General features: G+C 47.1%; 24 protein-coding genes, 1 other RNA gene and 1 CRISPR repeat array. Of the genes, 2 read left to right on the top strand and 23 right to left on the bottom strand.

Annotated features, from left to right (window positions below; all coding sequences use genetic code 11):
- From LI114_RS11725 to LI114_RS11615, 23 genes are all read right to left on the bottom strand, one after another.
- A partial coding sequence (locus LI114_RS11725) for a phage minor capsid protein (protein ID WP_227220840.1) occupies positions 1-1,360 on the bottom strand: 1,360 nt, incomplete at its 3' end.
- Complete coding sequence (locus tag LI114_RS11720) at positions 1,360-2,826, bottom strand: phage portal protein (RefSeq protein WP_227220839.1); 1,467 nt, start codon at positions 2,824-2,826, stop codon at positions 1,360-1,362. The genes LI114_RS11725 and LI114_RS11720, both read right to left, overlap by 1 nt.
- Positions 2,819-4,195 (bottom strand): terminase large subunit domain-containing protein, encoded by a 1,377-nt coding sequence (locus LI114_RS11715; RefSeq protein WP_227220838.1) that lies wholly within the window; start codon positions 4,193-4,195, stop codon positions 2,819-2,821. Before LI114_RS11715 ends, LI114_RS11720 begins: the two co-directional genes overlap by 8 nt.
- Positions 4,182-4,646 carry a hypothetical protein gene (locus tag LI114_RS11710; RefSeq protein ID WP_227220837.1) on the bottom strand — a complete coding sequence of 155 codons (465 nt, stop codon included), beginning with the start codon at positions 4,644-4,646 and terminating at the stop codon, positions 4,182-4,184. The genes LI114_RS11715 and LI114_RS11710 overlap by 14 nt, the downstream gene beginning before the upstream one ends.
- 261 nt (positions 4,647-4,907) lie before the next feature.
- Positions 4,908-5,387: a transcription termination/antitermination NusG family protein gene (locus LI114_RS11705; RefSeq protein WP_227220836.1), complete on the bottom strand. Its 480-nt coding sequence runs from the start codon at positions 5,385-5,387 to the stop codon at positions 4,908-4,910.
- The gene (locus tag LI114_RS11700) at positions 5,384-5,932 is read right to left on the bottom strand and encodes a phage protein Gp27 family protein (RefSeq protein WP_227220834.1); all 549 of its coding nucleotides are present in this window, start codon (positions 5,930-5,932) and stop codon (positions 5,384-5,386) included. Before LI114_RS11700 ends, LI114_RS11705 begins: the two co-directional genes overlap by 4 nt.
- Before the next feature lie 12 nt (positions 5,933-5,944).
- Positions 5,945-6,265: a type VI secretion protein gene (locus tag LI114_RS11695; protein WP_227220833.1), complete on the bottom strand. Its 321-nt coding sequence runs from the start codon at positions 6,263-6,265 to the stop codon at positions 5,945-5,947.
- Between the two features lie 7 nt (positions 6,266-6,272).
- Entirely contained in the window at positions 6,273-6,509 is a 237-nt protein-coding gene (locus tag LI114_RS11690) for a hypothetical protein (protein ID WP_227220831.1), read from the bottom strand.
- A gap of 98 nt (positions 6,510-6,607) precedes the next feature.
- A complete protein-coding gene (locus LI114_RS11685; RefSeq protein ID WP_227220829.1) occupies positions 6,608-6,943 on the bottom strand; it encodes a Mor transcription activator family protein in 336 nt (111 codons plus the stop codon).
- Entirely contained in the window at positions 6,930-7,451 is a 522-nt protein-coding gene (locus LI114_RS11680; protein WP_227220828.1) for a phage protein GemA/Gp16 family protein, read from the bottom strand. The genes LI114_RS11685 and LI114_RS11680 overlap by 14 nt, the downstream gene beginning before the upstream one ends.
- A gap of 13 nt (positions 7,452-7,464) precedes the next feature.
- Complete coding sequence (locus LI114_RS11675) at positions 7,465-8,118, bottom strand: hypothetical protein (protein WP_227220827.1); 654 nt, start codon at positions 8,116-8,118, stop codon at positions 7,465-7,467.
- Positions 8,111-8,368 carry an AbrB/MazE/SpoVT family DNA-binding domain-containing protein gene (locus tag LI114_RS11670; protein ID WP_227220825.1) on the bottom strand — a complete coding sequence of 86 codons (258 nt, stop codon included), beginning with the start codon at positions 8,366-8,368 and terminating at the stop codon, positions 8,111-8,113. Before LI114_RS11670 ends, LI114_RS11675 begins: the two co-directional genes overlap by 8 nt.
- Positions 8,352-8,531 carry a hypothetical protein gene (locus LI114_RS11665; protein ID WP_227220824.1) on the bottom strand — a complete coding sequence of 60 codons (180 nt, stop codon included), beginning with the start codon at positions 8,529-8,531 and terminating at the stop codon, positions 8,352-8,354. The genes LI114_RS11670 and LI114_RS11665 overlap by 17 nt, the downstream gene beginning before the upstream one ends.
- Position 8,532: 1 nt before the next feature.
- On the bottom strand, positions 8,533-8,727 hold the full coding sequence (locus LI114_RS11660) for a DUF6906 family protein (protein WP_227220823.1): 195 nt from the start codon (positions 8,725-8,727) through the stop codon (positions 8,533-8,535).
- Between the two features lie 3 nt (positions 8,728-8,730).
- On the bottom strand, positions 8,731-9,651 hold the full coding sequence (locus LI114_RS11655; protein WP_227220821.1) for an AAA family ATPase: 921 nt from the start codon (positions 9,649-9,651) through the stop codon (positions 8,731-8,733).
- Between the two features lie 2 nt (positions 9,652-9,653).
- Positions 9,654-11,621 (bottom strand): Mu transposase C-terminal domain-containing protein, encoded by a 1,968-nt coding sequence (locus tag LI114_RS11650; protein WP_227220820.1) that lies wholly within the window; start codon positions 11,619-11,621, stop codon positions 9,654-9,656.
- Between the two features lie 47 nt (positions 11,622-11,668).
- Complete coding sequence (locus tag LI114_RS11645) at positions 11,669-11,872, bottom strand: hypothetical protein (protein ID WP_227220819.1); 204 nt, start codon at positions 11,870-11,872, stop codon at positions 11,669-11,671.
- A gap of 15 nt (positions 11,873-11,887) precedes the next feature.
- Positions 11,888-11,958, bottom strand: an RNA gene (locus LI114_RS11640) — hammerhead ribozyme type II.
- A 4-nt stretch (positions 11,959-11,962) separates the two neighbouring features.
- Positions 11,963-12,157 carry a helix-turn-helix transcriptional regulator gene (locus LI114_RS11635; protein WP_227220817.1) on the bottom strand — a complete coding sequence of 65 codons (195 nt, stop codon included), beginning with the start codon at positions 12,155-12,157 and terminating at the stop codon, positions 11,963-11,965.
- Positions 12,144-12,404, bottom strand: coding sequence for a hypothetical protein (locus LI114_RS11630; protein ID WP_227220816.1), 261 nt, complete (start codon positions 12,402-12,404; stop codon positions 12,144-12,146). Before LI114_RS11630 ends, LI114_RS11635 begins: the two co-directional genes overlap by 14 nt.
- 1 nt (position 12,405) lies before the next feature.
- Positions 12,406-12,621 carry a hypothetical protein gene (locus LI114_RS11625; RefSeq protein WP_227220815.1) on the bottom strand — a complete coding sequence of 72 codons (216 nt, stop codon included), beginning with the start codon at positions 12,619-12,621 and terminating at the stop codon, positions 12,406-12,408.
- 11 nt (positions 12,622-12,632) lie between these two features.
- A complete protein-coding gene (locus LI114_RS11620) occupies positions 12,633-12,860 on the bottom strand; it encodes a hypothetical protein (protein ID WP_227220814.1) in 228 nt (75 codons plus the stop codon).
- Positions 12,847-13,251, bottom strand: coding sequence for a hypothetical protein (locus LI114_RS11615; RefSeq protein WP_227220812.1), 405 nt, complete (start codon positions 13,249-13,251; stop codon positions 12,847-12,849). Before LI114_RS11615 ends, LI114_RS11620 begins: the two co-directional genes overlap by 14 nt.
- A 194-nt stretch (positions 13,252-13,445) precedes the next feature.
- Here LI114_RS11615 and LI114_RS11610 point away from each other — a divergent pair, with 194 nt between their 5' ends.
- Positions 13,446-14,153 (top strand): XRE family transcriptional regulator, encoded by a 708-nt coding sequence (locus LI114_RS11610; protein ID WP_227220811.1) that lies wholly within the window; start codon positions 13,446-13,448, stop codon positions 14,151-14,153.
- Positions 14,154-14,822, top strand: coding sequence for a tetratricopeptide repeat protein (locus LI114_RS11605; RefSeq protein ID WP_227220810.1), 669 nt, complete (start codon positions 14,154-14,156; stop codon positions 14,820-14,822).
- Between the two features lie 484 nt (positions 14,823-15,306).
- A CRISPR array of direct repeats spans positions 15,307-16,590; the repeat unit is 32 nt; unit sequence GTCGCGCTCCACGTGAGCGCGTGAGTTGAAAT.
- Between the last annotated feature and the right edge of the window lie 22 nt (positions 16,591-16,612).

Raw genomic sequence — 16,612 nt, 5'->3', positions numbered from 1 at the left:
ATATCCTTCGTTGAACTACTTTTCCATTTTCAACAAGATCAACTATACTATGTGCCTTTCCTGTCTTAGGAAGAGCTTTGTGGTTTGAATCAAGTGAATCCTTATCAATTATAGTCCTTGCCTTCAGCATCTCAGAATATTCCTTACTATCTATTGTACCATTAATAATAGATTTGTCAAGCTTTTTTGCAAGATATTTCTTGTTTCCATGTACCGCTTTTTGCGAAACGCTTTTGCCAAATCCAACTACGCGCACCCTGTCGTTTTCGGGGAACAGGTCATTATCAGCGCAGAACTCATCAAGCCGCTTTTCCTTTTCTTTTAAGATAGCAGAATGTTTATCAAACTGCTTTTGCAGATTTATCTTTAATTGCTCATCGTCAGCGGCGGATATAGCGCCGTCCAGCGCCGCCAATCTGCGTTTTGAAGCGCGTATCGTGCGCTCCATTGCCCGCTGGCGCTGCGACAATGCGTACTGCTTGTTGCTTTCGGCAATGTCCACAGGCATATTTGCACGCTTCGACAAGCCTTCAAAGAACGGATAAAAATCATGGCGGCAGTTCCAACCTTTAAGTCCCGCACCTGTGCCGTAGCCCGTAGCAACGGAGAGCTTGGGATATTTCTTAGTCTTGCCCGAAATGCTGTATACCTTGCCCTGCCACATCGCATGAGATGGGCGCGCACCCATATGAGCCGTTACCTCTACAAGATCGCAGTCCATTTCCGCGGCGAGATCAAGCTGCATCTGACCTGCGGTCTGGCTTATGCCCGTCATAACAGCGCGCCGTACAGCAACGTCTGCCCAATCAGTACGCCCGCTTGCATAGGTCACTTTGGTAATGCCGTTTGCCGCAAGCTCAGATACCGCATTATAGATGGCGTCTTGATAAGAAAACGCTCCGCTTTGTATTTTAAGCCACGCATTGTCCATAAGATGCGTTACGGTATCGCGCGAGGAATCCACCATAGAGCGGCAAAGATTTTTTGTCATTCCGCCTGCGTTTTTGATACCTGCATTTAGCGTGTTGGATAACGCGACCGACCTTAGAGCAGAGGAGCAGTCCTTGCCATACGCGCGGTATATCTTGGCATCGTTGCTTATCGCCTCTTTGCAGGCGGCGGTATAGAGCCGCTTGATCTCGCGCACTGACTTGCCAGTGTATTTTGCAAGCAGCTCATTTATCTCTTTGGTTGACATCCTCAGCTGAGCCGCTTTATATAGCTGCCATTCCGCCGATGGGGTTAGGTAGTCTGCCTTTACAAGCTTTTTTGCAATGCTTCGCAGTATCTCTTCCTGCACTTCGTTGACGAGATCTACCATCTCATTAGGCAGGTCGTGCAGTGTCTGAGGTGACAGCATTATTCCTCACCGTCCTCAAAGCCCATAAGCTCATCGTCGGTAGGATCTCCGTCGGCAAGCCGCCGCTTAGCGTCAGCTTCCGATTCACCGTACCATTTAACACGGTATTCCCAACGCTGCATCAAGCCCGCTGCTACATCGTCTTTGTCGCGCTGCCGTTCGGCATTTTCGTCAACGAGTGGTGACTGGTCAAATACCACGGATATAAGCGCGTCATCTTTGATGCTGCTGTCTATGTAGTTGTGACCTATCCAAAGCAAAGTTTTGACAAGACGGTGCAGGAAGCTTTCTACTTTGATAAAATGCTTGTGGGCATTTTGTATCAAGTCCTGCTTGTCGCCTGTGTACTGAGTAGCCGTGACTATACTGCCGCTGTTAAACTGATAGTGCTTAGTGCCAAAGCCGACCTTAAAGCTGAGGTAATCAAGCTGAGCCTGTATGCCTGCCGTATTGTCAGCCACGCGCAGTTCGGGGTTATGCTCCTGTACAAGGCTTTTAGCTGTGCCGTCGTCCATAGTTTCACCGATGTAATAAAACAACTGCTGATTGACCTCGTCTGGTGCGATCTTTTTACTGCCCGTCATATCCGCAAACATATTTTTGTTGAGGAATACCTTTTTCTGACCGAGCCAAAAATCGGAGCAGAAGTTGTTGAAGGCAAGGTCTATGCCCTTGAGGTTATCTATCGCGTCAGCAAAAACAGCACAGCCCATTCCGCAGTTATCTTCAAACGGATTGACGATAGCAGGTTTACAGATAGAGAACCAAGGCTTGTCCGCACCCGTTCGTATTATCTTGGGCACGCCGTTTGGCAGCTCTTCTTCAAAAAGCAGTTCTTTCTGCTTGCTGTCAGTTCGGAAAATATGGTTTTCTATAACATACTCACCATTTTCAAATCTGTGTATCTCAAGATACAGCCTGTGGTTTCCCCTGTGGCATATGTCGGAACAAAAAGCCGCCTCTGTAATGTCGCCGTTGTCTATCGTAAGAGGGATTATCTTGTCAGCTTCAAGGTAGTTAAGATCTATCCTTGTATCAGGCGATGGGATAAGCCTGCCCTCAGAATTTATCGGTGCATTTTTCAGGCGTATGACAACGGCACAAGTGCCGGAATACATCATCTTTTCCATAAGGTCGTTTGCCTGATCCCAGAAGTTGTTGCTGCCAAATACGCCGCCGTTTTCAGTGTCGCCGCTGATAAAGCGCTGAGTAGTTTCATCGGCTATTTTCACGGCTGTCTTGTCATTGATAAGTATAGCCGCCCAGTCCTCGCAGACCTTTTTTGCCATCTTCATGGTATACATATCGCGGCTTTTTCGCTTTTCTCCGTTTTCATATACAATGCGGTGAAACGGCTGGTGAAATCCCTTCCACCAGTCTTTCCATACATCTATCTTGCTGTAATAATCATTGGAAATGGTGTACCCAAACTGATTATTGAGCCAGTTAATGATCTGACTATTCAACGTTTTCACCTCCTGCAAGCATTAACGGCTTGATGAACTTGCTGAAACTGTACTCCAACGCATCGGCGGTGTCTATGTCGCAAGTGCCGTCGTCAAGACGCTCATCTTTGTCTTTTATCTTAGGATCCCATATCTGCTCTGACAAGCTGCCGATGACGTTTTTGCAGTTTTCCAGCACAAAAAATCTGCCCTGTGACATCATCGACGTAAGCAGCGATATTCTGCCGTTGCGCGGGGCTTTGTAACAGTCAACTATCTTGACAAGCAGCCTTGCTCTTATGCAGGCTATCCGCAAGCCGTTTATGACAGCTTGGTTCTCGTTATCCGCCCATGCGAATTTTATCAGAATAGGGTTATATCGCTGATATAACGTCTTTACGAAACGTATAAAATCAGTGTTTATGATCTCAGGGCTGACCTCGCCCTTGCCGCCGTCTATTTTATGGTCTGCAACAACTATAAGCTTTTTAAAGCCGTCAACAAAAGCCGTCGCTACAAAAGTTGTCTTTGACTTGTTGCCGCCGAAATCTATACCGATCTGTATTGATGTGATCCTGTTTTTATCAAGCTCAGAAACTGTCAGCGTGTAGTTCTCGGGGTTATTGGCAAAGCTCTGAAAGATAAGTCCCTCCGCAGCTATGCGCAAACCTAGTATGTCACGCTTGTACCACAATGATGTTATATCGTACTGTGATTTGACCTCTGCTTTGCGCTCATCGGAGATATTGACGTTATCGTCAATGGTAAAATGCTCGTAGTTATATCCGCCGACGAATGTTCCTGCCTTTGTATCCGCGGCGTATTTGTCGATAAAATCTGTGTATATCCACGCTTTCGGATTGTCGGGGTTCAAGTCCCAGAACACCTTGCGCTTATCTGCGGCAATGGTTCTGTTCATAGCTTCTTTGACAAAGCTTTTAGCGTGAAGATTTATCTCCGTACCTATCCACATACCGTAAGAGTTGCCGCGGATAGATTTGAAACTGTTTTCCATCATCGCGCCCGTGAATATTACGATGCGCTCTCTGTAATGCGTTTTCGGACCTCTTATGATAAGAGCCTCGTTGCCTTTGTACTTGCCCCAGCGGCACTGACCTCTGAACCAGTGTTCGATGCCGAAGCCATTGCAGTCGCCGAGGATTATTTTCGCATTTCCGACAGTTGAGGCAGATGCAAGGTGTATTTTGTCATTTGTATTTTCTATCTCGTGACAAAAAGCTACAACATTATCGACCGTTTTTCCTGCTCTGACAGCGCCCTCTGCACAGTTTATCATGCTGATCGTACAGCGGCAGATATACTGTTTATGCTTCTCGCCAAAGTTGTACGGTATGGTTTTGCGCTGTTTTAGCGGTTTACTTTTTGCCATACAGCTCCTCCTCTATCTCCGACGTATCCTCCAGCTCAGGATCTGCCTTAGGATTAGGCGACCAGTTTTCCTTGTCTTTGTTTTGCAGATAGCTCAGCGCTGCTGATGGGTTAGGAGCTACCTTTTTGACCTTACGCTTTATCGTCCTGCGCCCTCTGGCGTCTACTCTTACTTCTTCTTCGGTGTATTCTCCTCCAAGTGCTGCGGCGAGCAGGGCACGTTCCACTTCTGCATTGACGAGCTCGGGGTTAGCGTCGATAAAGTTTTGCAGTTCGGTATGCTGCTTTTTGTAGTCGGCTGCTATCTTCCTGCGTTCAGCCTTATCGGGAGTATTTATAAAAGCCTCGGTAAGTTCTCCGAGGCTTCTTACATTGGTCTTTACTTTTACATCGTTCACACTTTTCGCAGCTTCGTCAAGCAGCGTTATAGCCTGTTTTCTTTTCGGATTCAATCTTTATTCCCTCCTTACCGATGGACGAAAAATAAGGCGCTGTGAGCGCCTTGCAATAGTTCATAGGGTAATTTCACCGCCGCACGCTTTAAAACGATTTAAACGCCATTAAAATAGGGTGTAAAACGCTGTTTTGAGCGGGCATAGCTTCGCCATTCGCGATATTCGGCTCATAAAGCAAAATGTCGCGCGGAAATATGTATGCAGTCTGTTCCCGGCGGCAGGGACGTATCTACCTGCCGATAAGATGTCAGACATTTGTTAATCCAGCTCAGCAGAAAGGCTGAAATAATGCTTTCGTCCGTTTATAACGCAGCAGAGCTTGCAGCGCTTCTGACGCTTGCTGAAACTGATTATATCGTTTTCTCTGCCCAGCAGCAGACCCGATGTTATGACGATCTTACCGTCATGCACATGACCCTTGCTTACGCCGAGCACGCCTGCGTCGAATATCCACTGCATTCTGCGCTGTTCCGAATATGAGAGCGGCACGGGCGATGGGCTGCCGAGAAAACGTATAACGCCGTCTGTATTGCGTACCTTGTAGTAGACTTCGTCGGTAAGCTGCGGCAGATCTGCGAAAACATATCCCGGAAAAAGATAGCGGGATACCGTAGTCCATTCTCCTCGCCTGCGCTCAAGCAGATGGTGCTTCGGCGCATATGCTTTTATCCCCTGCATCACAAGTGCCTGCACGGTCTCGTACTCCATGCCGCTTGTGACGTGTACGACATATATCATTTGGCAGCTTCACTCCTTTTCTCGTCTAAGAACTTAGCAACGTCCTTATACAAGTCGGGGCGTTCTTTAGCCATCGCTTCAAAGACCATGCCCTTGACCTGCTCAAAGCCCGCTGAGAGTATATCCTCATTCTTGATGTCGATATTTTTCTTGTAGCTTGCCGCCTTGACTAGCGATGTCGCCTGCTTGATAAGCTCTTCGGGCTTTATCGACTTCCACTGTTCTTCCGGCGTGTTGTGTATTGATTCGAGCACATAGTGCGACAGCAGCCGTATGATGCCATCACCGGTATCCATATCGGGATAGCGATTGACCTCGTCCATTATGCAGCGAAAATTTTCCTGCGCCATGCGAAGCGTTTCGATGGATTCGTTAAGGCTGCGCGCGTGGCGGCAGATAGATGCTGTCGATATTGGCACGTCTGTCTGTACCATGATATAATCGGCGATCTCAGAGTAAGTGAAGTCGCTGCGTATCATATCCTCTACGGTATCTTTTATGTCGGGCGGCAGCTTATCTATCTTGCTGTGTTTCCTGCGGCTCATAAGCTCGCCCCCTTACACAACGATACAGGGGTCAGATATGCCGCCTGCCAGCAGGCTTATACCCTTAGCCGTCAGCTTGGCTTCCAGTTCGTCAAACTCGCAGTCACTAAGCGCGGCAGGCTCTTTGGTGAGTATGCTGCGCAGGTGTATATATCCGGCTTCGTGCAGATAGTTCACGCTGTCGAGCACCTCGCCCTCAGAAATATCAGGCAGCGCATACTTAACGCTTTTGAGCTTATGATACTTGTGGCGCAGCATATTGATAGTGCGCATGACAGACCCGTTGTTTTCCTTAAAGTTTCCAGCCTTTATAAGCTGCATCTGCTTTTCCATATCCACGTTATTTTCCTCCCTTTATCTCCAGCAGTATATCCATCATTCGATCCAGTTTTCGGTCAGTTTTTCCCTGCTCTCGAAAAAAGTCCTCTTTGGTTATGTAGTCTTCCTTTATCTTAGCGATGTCCGATTCGCACTTGTCTATGCGGTCTATTGTGCGCTTTAGAAAGTATGCGATCGTGCCGATACCGCCTGTAAGTATTATTTGCAATACTATCGTAATGATCTCCTGACTGTTCATGATCTTGCCCCCTATCATAAAAGAATGGTATCATCAGTTGTTATACCAATGATACCATTCTTTTACGGTTCTGTACACCCGAAGCATTTCACTTTTTTTCAGCAATCAGTTTTTAGGTCTTCAAGTCCCTCTATGGTTATCTGTCCAGCAAGCGGTGCATTTCGCAGCCGATTATTTTTCTCTGCGGTAATTGACCGTATAGTGCGCTCGCTGAGCTTATATTTGCGGCAAAGTTCACGGTAATTGTATCCGTCAAACTCCGCCCGTATCGCTTCGTCACGTTTGCTTCGCGCAAGGCTGTCGGCTTTTGGCACATACAGCGTAGTGCCGCCGTAGCAGGTGACCAGCTTTATAAACGCCTCTGCACCTATGCAGTCAACAAGGTTTTTCTGCTCGTCGCTGAGTTCCTCATATTTTATCTTAACTTCCGACAAGCTTACCACTCCTTTTAGCCCGCCGCTCTGCGGTGTTGACATAACGTTTGAGCTGTTCTATGAGCTTTGCCGCGTCTTCCTGCGTCACGCAGCGGAACGGTTCTTCTTTGCTTACTATGTTAGTATTGCAGACCTTTTTGATAGCGCCTACCATTCTGTCGCCTACATCTGTCGGCTGAGGCTTAGTGTCAAGCTCTTTCAGTCGATAGCAGTAGCGCCAGCAAAGCCGCTGCTGTTCTTTGGTCGCCATCCCGTAGTTGCCGATCTCTTCGTTATCAGCTTCCTGCTTCTTGGGCTTTTTAGACTTTATAGGAGCTTCGGCAAACCTCATGCGGTGCACGAGCTCGCCCATCACAGACTGTACGTCTTTATCAGTAAGCTCTTTGATGGATGTCTTGCCCGTAAGCCCATATACCATTTCATGCAGCAGGTCATCTTTTCCGCTGCCTTTTATACCCAATGCCGCCGCCATGCCGTATATACGTCTTATCTGTTCTTTGGTCGCCATAGCCCCTCCTCCTTTAGTTTGCGATGTCTATCTTTATCTTGGCTGTCTGATCTACGGTGATAGCTCCGTCTATCCATTTGAGCGCTTCGGCAATGTCGCTTTCCGATGTACGCTGATTTATCTCCATGAGCCGCATGAAATCTTCCCATACGCATATTTCTGATACAAGATATGCGTTTTCCTTAGCGGTTTCTTCATCAAGTCCGCCGAATTTCCTGAGATTTTTAACGTCAGTGTCAAACTTCTTGCCTTTGAGTTTTTTGACAAGTGCCTTTTCTGTACGCTCGTCAAGTCCCAGCGTTTTGACAAGCTGATCTACCGTTCCGCCGCTGACATACTCACGATTATACAGCGCGATAAGCATACGCGCAGCTCCTGCCGAAACCTTGTAGCTTACCTCTTCTGTAACTACGTCTTTGTACGCCGCCCCGAAAATGTTTTTCAGGAAAGACGGATAGATGACTTTCAAGCTTTCAGCTTCGGTCGCCGTTACCTTGTTTCCCTCGCCGTCAGAATATGATACCGATTTGTATTTCGTGTCCTCGAGGTCGCTTTCCATAGCCTTGAGGAACTCTGCTTCTATGCCGTCAACTTCTGCTTTGAGCTCGGCTATCTTTTGCTTTATCGCCTTATAGCGGCGTATCTTCTCATCAGCGCGTTCAAGCATTTCCGGTCGCCTCCTTGCATATTTTTGCGGCACATTTGGCGCATATCTCCTCGCCGCGATACTCTACAACTTTTTCGGGGCTGCCGCAGAAGCGGCATATGGGGACGTGCTTCGAGATAAGTATACCGTCGTTTACCTCAGTAAGATCTACCGCCGTACCGGGCAGTATGCCTGCGGCAAGCCTCATGTCCTTCGGTATGGTCAAACTTGCTGCTTTCGACAGCCTTTTGTGCTTACTTTCTGTGTTCATGTTCAAGCTCCTTTCGATTTTCAGCAAATATCATCTGCCCGCAAAGGTCGTGCTTATTAAGGCAGCGATTTTTGCATATCATACGGTAATTGCAGTAGTTGCAGCACTGATTGCGGCGCACACGCTCGCAATCAAAAATGTTGCAAAGATGTATCTTTGGCATCTTAAACGCTCCTTTCTGCGGAGCGAGTATCGTGTTCAAAGCTGACTTTTCGCAGCACCCTTTGCGTATCCGTGTAACGGTGCACTATGTGCAGCTCCTTGTCGGTACACTTCGTGACGAGCCAGTCCTGATAGCATAGTCGGTAGTATGTCATTATCCGCTTCTGCGCTTTGGTCGGATTTTTGCCATGTTTCATCTGTCACACCTCCAGTTCCATGAATTTTGCCATCGCGACAAGTCCCTTGTATGTGGTATTGCCATTGTCATATGCGTTGGAGTACAGGTTGACAGCTCCGCGCACCGCCTGTGAGCTGTGTGCTATTTTCAGCAGAAATTCGGCTTCCGCCGACTTTTCTTCGATGGCGGGAAACAGCAGGCGTATATCCTTGCTGCTTATCTGCGATGAGGTAAATATCTTTGTCTGCTTGGTGCGGTTGCGTATCTGCGCAAACTCTGCTTTCTGCCTGCCGCCCAGCCGCGATACGGTCTCAGGATTGCCGACAAAACATATTCCCAGCGTCTGTCCCTTGCCGTCAAAATAGTCGGAAAAACTCCTGAGAGTTTCTATCGTCCTGATGCCGAGGTGCTGAGCTTCGTCGATAATGAGCACCATACCGTCAGAGAGCTTGTTAGCGACTGCTAGCCAAAGCTCGTCGAGGCTTGATGTAGATATGTTAAATCTGCTGCCCAACAGCTTGAGCACCGACTTTGGCGATTTGATACACGGATTTACGCTTATGTATATGCAGCTGCTGGCGTGCTCCTTGGCAAACTGCTTTGCCGCCTGTGTTTTGCCTATGCCTGCATCTCCGCAGGCGATCGCAAGTCCGCCCTTGAGCTGACAGTTGCGGATAGTATCGTACACGCTGGACGATACCGATGTGTCTACATATTCGGTAGGGTCATACGTTCCTGCCGCTTCCTCCTTAGTTTCAAAATACGCGATGAGCTTTGCCAGCTGATTGTCCACGTTGCCGCGGTATGTGCCGGAGCGTATAGCTGACATCGTGGCGTTGGATACGCCTACCTGTTCTCCTGCTTTGTTTCCGCTGCCCAGCTCTGCGCTGAGCTCGCGAAATTTGTCCAGTGCCCACTGCTGGCGCTCTGTAAATTCAAACATGATCACTCCTCTTTTCTCTTCTCAATATTTCGGTTCATCTTCGCCAGATCAATGACTACGCTGTCGCCGGCTGCTTTTTGGCATATCTCTTCATTTTCTTCGTCCGCGCGTACTACGATAACGTTAGTAGGCATGATGATCTTAAATGCTGATTTGCCGTCAGCCGCTTTGAGCGCAGCTGCCGCGGCTAGGTCTATCCTGCGATCGCTGTTAAGACCCTCAGTGATCTCTTTAGCTTCCGCTTTGATAAACCGCTGTGTGCGGCGCTGTACAGCCATTGCGTCAGATATTTCTTCTTTGGTTTCTGTGATATAGTCTACAAGCAGCTCGTTCGCGCTGCGCCATGTCCATAGATACTTGTCCTCGCTGCTGTATACTCGTACTTGCCGCAGGTCGGCGGGATCATAGCGCACATATACCTCTTCGCCGAGATGTCTGTAAGTATCTTCTGGGTCGTAGAACCACACTTTTTCGCCCGCTATGCTGATAAATACGCCGTTTCTCTTGACTTTTTGTACCCTAGTCGAGCGCATGAGCATGAGGTTAAGATCTGCTTCGGCAGCTTTTCTTACGCCGACGCGCTTTATGTCCTTGTTCCAGACCTCTATACGGCTCATGCCTTTAAATGATGACTCAGAGCCGCCGTACTGCTGTACATTGTAGTCGCCGTCTATCCAGTCTTCCAACAGTTCCCGTACTTCAAAATCGCAAGGGAGCTTGCCGTCCTTGATACGGCGTTTCAAACTTTCCGGTCGCTGCATGATAGTGCCGCCGCAGTAGCCCTCAAACATTCGCGCAAACTGCAGGGTAACGGTCGAAAATGTGCGCTCTATCGGCTTCGCTTTAGCGTTTCTAACGATAGCGTTGTGCATTTCTATGCCGAGCCGCTGCAGTATGGTCGGAGGTTCAAGCTCCTCGTTATCAGTCTTTCGTGACCTATGACCTTTGCCGCCCACGTCGTGAGTAAGAAATTCACGACCGTTGTCAAAGTACACCGCCTTGGGTATTCCAAATCGCATGATACCGTGCCGAAGCGCGATTATCGTTGATTGCGAATTAGGGCTGTCGCATATGTTCCAGCCGACCAGTACGCCGCTTTTGGCGTCCAGAAATGCCGTAAGATACAGTCGGTGTATCATGCCGCTGTCCTCATCGTATGATTGGATGTCGAATGTGTGGTTATCAGCTATCCAAACATCGTTAGCGTGCAGTTGGTCATACATTCTGCTGATATACGGCAGACATTTGTCCTTCATGGCTTTGTCGCCGTCACGCATATAGATGAGTACCGCCTGCGGTATCTCAGTTTTGATGCGCCGCCTAAAAGACTGCTCGCTTGCGAAATCTGCCGCCGCGTCGGGGTAATTGATAGCTGTCCATGTCTTGGTAAGCTCATAGCAGCGCGATACCGTAGGCTTATTTTCTGACAAATACAGGTAGCAAAACTGTTCCCATATCTCAGGATCTATGTGGCTCTTGCCGCGATTGCTTCCGCCGCGATTCTCGCATAGTCCTTGCAATTCGCCCTTTTTATACGCTGCCCATTTGCGATAAATGATGTCCATTGACACCTTTACATCAGGGTGCTCGAGCTTGCATTTAGCAATGTACAGCTTGTCCGCTTCGGTCTTATGGCCTGCGTAATTCTCGCGGCATTGCTGCCAGTCAGAAAGTATCGTGATCCATTTCTGTATCAGCTCACGCTGCTGGGCGGTAAAATCCTCTATGGTTTTAACAGGCTCTAAACTGTGTTTTAGCTGTATTTCAGCAGCTTTTGTTTCGCCTTTCTGCTTGTAGTATCTTGTCTGCAGCTCTGCCGAAAGCGATGAAACGGGAATCATATACCTCGGACGATTACGTTCATTCATTTCGGTCACGCAAGAGAGTTTGCCGCTCTTGCACAATTTTTGTACATACTGTTCGCTGCAGCCTTTAAGCATTGCCGCGTCTTTTACAGTCAAAAGATCCACGTTTTCACCTCCCACAGGTCTTGACAAAACATTTGTTTTCTGATATACTATATATCAGAGCCAGAACACTCGTTCGCTATGCTAAGCAGATACTCTTCGGTTTCTGTGAGGACGGCAAGAATGGTCGCAACATTCCTGCGGAGCTGTTCAGGCTCTATTTTTATGTCCTCAAGACAGCTTACTTCGGCTAGTACCTTAGCCTGAGCTACTGTGATCGCCAGCATTTGCGCCTTAAATTCCTTTAGCGTCATAAATACACCTCCTTACTTGGTCTGCCATCATCAGTGCCGGGAGACCGTCCCCGACAGACCGAGCCTTTTCCGACTCGGTTTCGGCATCTATCAGCTTGCCAGAAGATCATCAATGGTGCAGCGCAGTACGCGGGCGATCTTCTGGGCGGTAAGTACCGACGGAACGCGCTTGCCGCGCTCGATATATGAGATCATCGGCTTTGACACACCGGAAAGCTTTGAGAGCTCTTCCTGCGACAGGTCGCGTTCAATGCGCTTGTTTTTGAAATTTTCACCTATGCTCATTATCACAGCCCCTTTCGATCTCCGCCATTTCGCGGCAGAATCGTTCTCTTATTGCCAGTCGGCGGCGTTTCAGCCGTATCTCCGCTTTCGCTCGTTCGCACAACATATCAAGCAGTATGATCGTTGCGAAAACAGCTGTTGCAAGCGTAATGATGAGCAGCCCTGTGCTCTCGCCTTTTGCCAAGCCCACGCAAAACGCAGCTGCCCATGTGATAACAAGTATGCTTGCTTTAGATTCATCGCTCATATTACCAATCCTCCTGCATCGATATGTTAAATCCTACCGCGTTCAGCACCTCAAAGATGTCTGACGTATATCCTACGATACCCTCGTATCTTAGCCACACGTCAAAAACGTATGCCATGCCGTTCTCCTCTACAGCGTCCTCAAGGCTCCTGAACGATGTGTTCTTCACTTCATTAAATATTTCAAGCACTTTCTGCTTAGTTCTATTCTGATCCATATATGGTCACCTCATTTGTTTTTCATAAAGTTTACTACGTCATATACCGCAGTCATTGGGCTGTCGCAAGTCACATTGACGCGGTATGTGTAATTATTCGTCATAGTAATGACGTACACTTCTTCGCCGTCTTCGATCCGATATGCAACGTCTTTTACTTTAAGCCCGGCGACAACAAATAGCCAAAAAAGTTCATTTGCCAGCGAAGCCTTGCGCTGACCGTCTTCAGTCCACTTCATATGCGTCCTCCCCTATTTCAATTGATTTGTTATTTTTGATAAGATGAGCTTTTAGTCGTCTAAACGAGTTCCAGTAAGGCGAGTACCAGTCGTAGGTTGACTTTTTCAAAACTTCCTCTCGAAACGCTTTGCGCTCTCGGTCAAGAGCTTTTTTCTCTTTAGCTGTCAGCAGACTTTTTGTATGCTTGCTACAAAATCGGCGGCGTATCTCACAGTCTTCAAGGACCCATTTGGTTTTAAAAATACCGTCGATGTATATTGCTAAGCAGTATTTTAAAGGCTTTTCCATAGCGTGACCGATAGTCACATCATATCCGTCAATTTTAAGCTTTACAGAGCTATACGGAATAGATAAGCGTGTTTCAACTTCTTTCCAATCTTCTACAGTCAAAATTTTTCACTCCATTCTGTTGACTAAATGTTACTTTTGCGATATAATATACAATAGTGAACAAGGGATAATTGCGCCTATTGGGTTCACTATCGTATATCATTATATATTATAGCTCACGTTTGGGGATTTGTCAATCAGGTTTGCTCACAAATGTGAATTTTGTATATTTGCACAGAAAGGTTGGATTTATTTTGTCTATTATTGATAATGTTTTATCATATCTGGATAAAAAAGAACTTAAACAATCTGATTTATGCAATCATATAGGCATAAATACAAGCACAATGACCAATTGGAAAAATAGAAAAACTGACCCACCGGCAAAGTATATTATCCCCATTTGTGAGTTTCTTGATATTTCTCCATATGTTCTCCTAACAGGTAAAGAAAAAAGCTCACCAGCGGAAACTCTGACCGCTGATGAACAGGAATTGCTTACATACTATAATAAGTTAGATGCTTTCCAGCAAGGACAGTTGCTGGAGCGCGCGATAGTTCTTTCTGAATCGGCAAAAACGCCACTGGAGCAGCGTAAAAACACTATTTTTATTGAATATTATTCGCTGCCTGCAAGTGCAGGAACGGGAGTTTATCTTGATAACTGCGACAAAGAAATGATAGAGGTTGAGGAGAGCTCTGAGACCAGTGAAGCAAACTTTGCGCTCAAAGTTTCCGGAAACAGCATGGAACCCAGATTTCATGACGGCGATCTTGTGCTTATAAAATCTCAGCCGTCAGTGGAGCTTGGCGATATAGGCATCTTTATAATCAACGACGAGGGATTTATAAAGAAGTTCGGCGGCGATAAATTGATTTCTCTCAATCCAGAATATGACGATATAAATCTGCACGAATATGATGATATATATTGCCGCGGAAAGGTGATCGGAGTGATATAAATGCTGTTTAAAACAAAGGAAAAATCCGACTACAAGCTTGCTTTGCAGATCTATAATCATCTTTCAGGGAGAGATGTTAGCCCTTTTTATATAGGCAAAGTTCTGAAATTAGAAAAAACTTTTGAAAATAAAAAAGCCTTGTTGATGGAAGCTGTCAGATTATGCGGTGAGCCAGAGAACAAGGACAAGCTGTATGTTGTATCGCAATGCTATGTTCTTGCCGGAGCGGAATACAGACCGCATGCGATTGATTATTTGAACAAGTTTATTGACTGTGGTGCAACATGGAGCGGTACGCCGCGGCAAAAGATTGACATGGGAGATTATGTCGCAGATCAGCTTACGCAAAGCAAAGCGGAAATATGGTGGCAGCTTGCTCACGCATATGAGGGTGAGTATCAATTTGAAGATTCGCTCAAAGCGTATCTTACGTCTTTTAGCATCGATAACACCTATACTCCTGCGGTAAACGGAGTAGCTGACGTGTATGTAAAAATGAACAACATTGACGGCGGTCTCAAATTTCTGAGGGAAGTAAAGAAGTTAAAATATAAAGATATGAAACTATTTGCCGCCTCTAAGATAGACGAGCTGAGAGAGAAAAAGAAAAATGGCTATGTATACAAACCGCGTCCTAGGAAAAAGAAAAAGGCAAATGCTGAGTTGTAAAGAGGAAAAAGCTCTGTTCAAATAACAGCCGCGCTACTCAAAAGCCTGTATTTTCAAGGGATAGAGACCTTTTAAGTAGCATAGTTGGTTTTAATACCAACCAGTTGGGATTAAATAAAGCAGTTGGTTGGTATATTGGCATTAAAAAATGACCTATTTTCAAGCGGTCGCAACCACTGTTCCAGCAATACTGTTTTAATATTAAAACGCATCTAAACGCCGCATTTTCAAGGGTTTACGAGAAATTAAAACAGTTTTTAAAACGCTAAAACAGATTATAACGGCTAAAATTTAATACCGCCAAAACAGCATTAAAACAGCTATTTTTGGCGGTATTTTTTTGACACCATATATTTACATCATTACACATCAATCAGTTTATTGCACTCCGAAAACGCTGTAATTGCAGGGTTTTTGAGGGTTTTGTATATTTTTCACGCTTACTTACGGATTGTTGCGTTTTTTGGGTTTTGCGCGGCGGGCAACAGCGCTCCACGTGAGCGCGTGAGTTGAAATAGAATCTCGGAGGAAATTAACGATAAAATCGTTAGTCGCGCTCCACGTGAGCGCGTGAGTTGAAATGACAGCACACCAAGTTGGTGCTATAATAAAATCAGTCGCGCTCCACGTGAGCGCGTGAGTTGAAATATGATTGCTTAACGTCAATCGTCGAAGAGCTGGGTCGCGCTCCACGTGAGCGCGTGAGTTGAAATGGGCTAAATACGGAGGTAACAACGATGAAACTAATGTCGCGCTCCACGTGAGCGCGTGAGTTGAAATGGTGTGCTGTCAAGTAGTTTTACATATGTTTTTGGTCGCGCTCCACGTGAGCGCGTGAGTTGAAATATCGAACACATGCGGTCTAGTTCGTGGGCAAAGTGTCGCGCTCCACGTGAGCGCGTGAGTTGAAATGTCCTTGATTATATTATACCACCAATTTGGTGTGGTCGCGCTCCACGTGAGCGCGTGAGTTGAAATTTTAAAATGGAGTTAGGGGGAATCGAACCCCCGAGTCGCGCTCCACGTGAGCGCGTGAGTTGAAATGTCCGCTGACCCCTGCACGTTCGTTAGCGCTTTCGTCGCGCTCCACGTGAGCGCGTGAGTTGAAATGTCAGAATGGTATTTTAAGCACCTGAAAAAATTGGTCGCGCTCCACGTGAGCGCGTGAGTTGAAATTCATTATAGTACTATTATAATACATTTTGTATTAAGTCGCGCTCCACGTGAGCGCGTGAGTTGAAATGCAGCGATACCCCCTCCGGGCCATGTACGCCGGTCGCGCTCCACGTGAGCGCGTGAGTTGAAATGTGCATGCGAAGTAAGCGAGTCAAGCCGTCTAGGTCGCGCTCCACGTGAGCGCGTGAGTTGAAATGTACAAATGGTTGCAGCTCCGCGCGGATAGGGACGTCGCGCTCCACGTGAGCGCGTGAGTTGAAATATTTACAGTCGCGGGAACATCAGTATCAGGAGGGTCGCGCTCCACGTGAGCGCGTGAGTTGAAATTGCCCTGTCTGCGCATGGCGCAGGGCTCTTATGGTCGCGCTCCACGTGAGCGCGTGAGTTGAAATGAGGTTTGTGTCGTCGAGCCGGCGCGCCCAACCCTCCGGTCGCGCTCCACGTGAGCGCGTGAGTTGAAATGAGGAGCAGAGCTGGTGTTGCGGTTTTGGCGATGTCGCGCTCCACGTGAGCGCGTGAGTTGAAATTAGCTGCTGGAAATGCTGACCCATGTCCCACGCGTCGCGCTCCACGTGAGCGCGTGAGTTGAAATGATGCCGCCGACAAACGTTGCG

The organism is Ruminococcus sp. 210702-SL.1.03 (assembly GCF_020559915.1).
In the GTDB taxonomy this organism is placed as follows: Bacteria; Bacillota; Clostridia; order Oscillospirales; family Ruminococcaceae; genus YE71.
The sequence above is the reverse complement of the archived record's forward strand: the minus strand, read 5'-3'. Positions and strand labels throughout refer to the sequence as shown.

Coding starts and splice junctions, on each gene's coding strand:
- LI114_RS11715 (WP_227220838.1), bottom strand. CDS start 4,195: ATGGCAAAAAGTAAACCGCTAAAACAGCGCAAAACCATACCGTACAAC.
- LI114_RS11705 (WP_227220836.1), bottom strand. CDS start 5,387: ATGATATATGTCGTACACGTCACAAGCGGCATGGAGTACGAGACCGTG.
- LI114_RS11700 (WP_227220834.1), bottom strand. CDS start 5,932: ATGAGCCGCAGGAAACACAGCAAGATAGATAAGCTGCCGCCCGACATA.
- LI114_RS11695 (WP_227220833.1), bottom strand. CDS start 6,265: ATGGAAAAGCAGATGCAGCTTATAAAGGCTGGAAACTTTAAGGAAAAC.
- LI114_RS11690 (WP_227220831.1), bottom strand. CDS start 6,509: ATGAACAGTCAGGAGATCATTACGATAGTATTGCAAATAATACTTACA.
- LI114_RS11680 (WP_227220828.1), bottom strand. CDS start 7,451: ATGGCGACCAAAGAACAGATAAGACGTATATACGGCATGGCGGCGGCA.
- LI114_RS11675 (WP_227220827.1), bottom strand. CDS start 8,118: ATGCTTGAACGCGCTGATGAGAAGATACGCCGCTATAAGGCGATAAAG.
- LI114_RS11670 (WP_227220825.1), bottom strand. CDS start 8,368: ATGAACACAGAAAGTAAGCACAAAAGGCTGTCGAAAGCAGCAAGTTTG.
- LI114_RS11665 (WP_227220824.1), bottom strand. CDS start 8,531: ATGCCAAAGATACATCTTTGCAACATTTTTGATTGCGAGCGTGTGCGC.
- LI114_RS11660 (WP_227220823.1), bottom strand. CDS start 8,727: ATGAAACATGGCAAAAATCCGACCAAAGCGCAGAAGCGGATAATGACA.
- LI114_RS11655 (WP_227220821.1), bottom strand. CDS start 9,651: ATGTTTGAATTTACAGAGCGCCAGCAGTGGGCACTGGACAAATTTCGC.
- LI114_RS11645 (WP_227220819.1), bottom strand. CDS start 11,872: ATGACGCTAAAGGAATTTAAGGCGCAAATGCTGGCGATCACAGTAGCT.
- LI114_RS11635 (WP_227220817.1), bottom strand. CDS start 12,157: ATGAGCATAGGTGAAAATTTCAAAAACAAGCGCATTGAACGCGACCTG.
- LI114_RS11630 (WP_227220816.1), bottom strand. CDS start 12,404: ATGAGCGATGAATCTAAAGCAAGCATACTTGTTATCACATGGGCAGCT.
- LI114_RS11625 (WP_227220815.1), bottom strand. CDS start 12,621: ATGGATCAGAATAGAACTAAGCAGAAAGTGCTTGAAATATTTAATGAA.
- LI114_RS11620 (WP_227220814.1), bottom strand. CDS start 12,860: ATGAAGTGGACTGAAGACGGTCAGCGCAAGGCTTCGCTGGCAAATGAA.
- LI114_RS11605 (WP_227220810.1), top strand. CDS start 14,154: ATGCTGTTTAAAACAAAGGAAAAATCCGACTACAAGCTTGCTTTGCAG.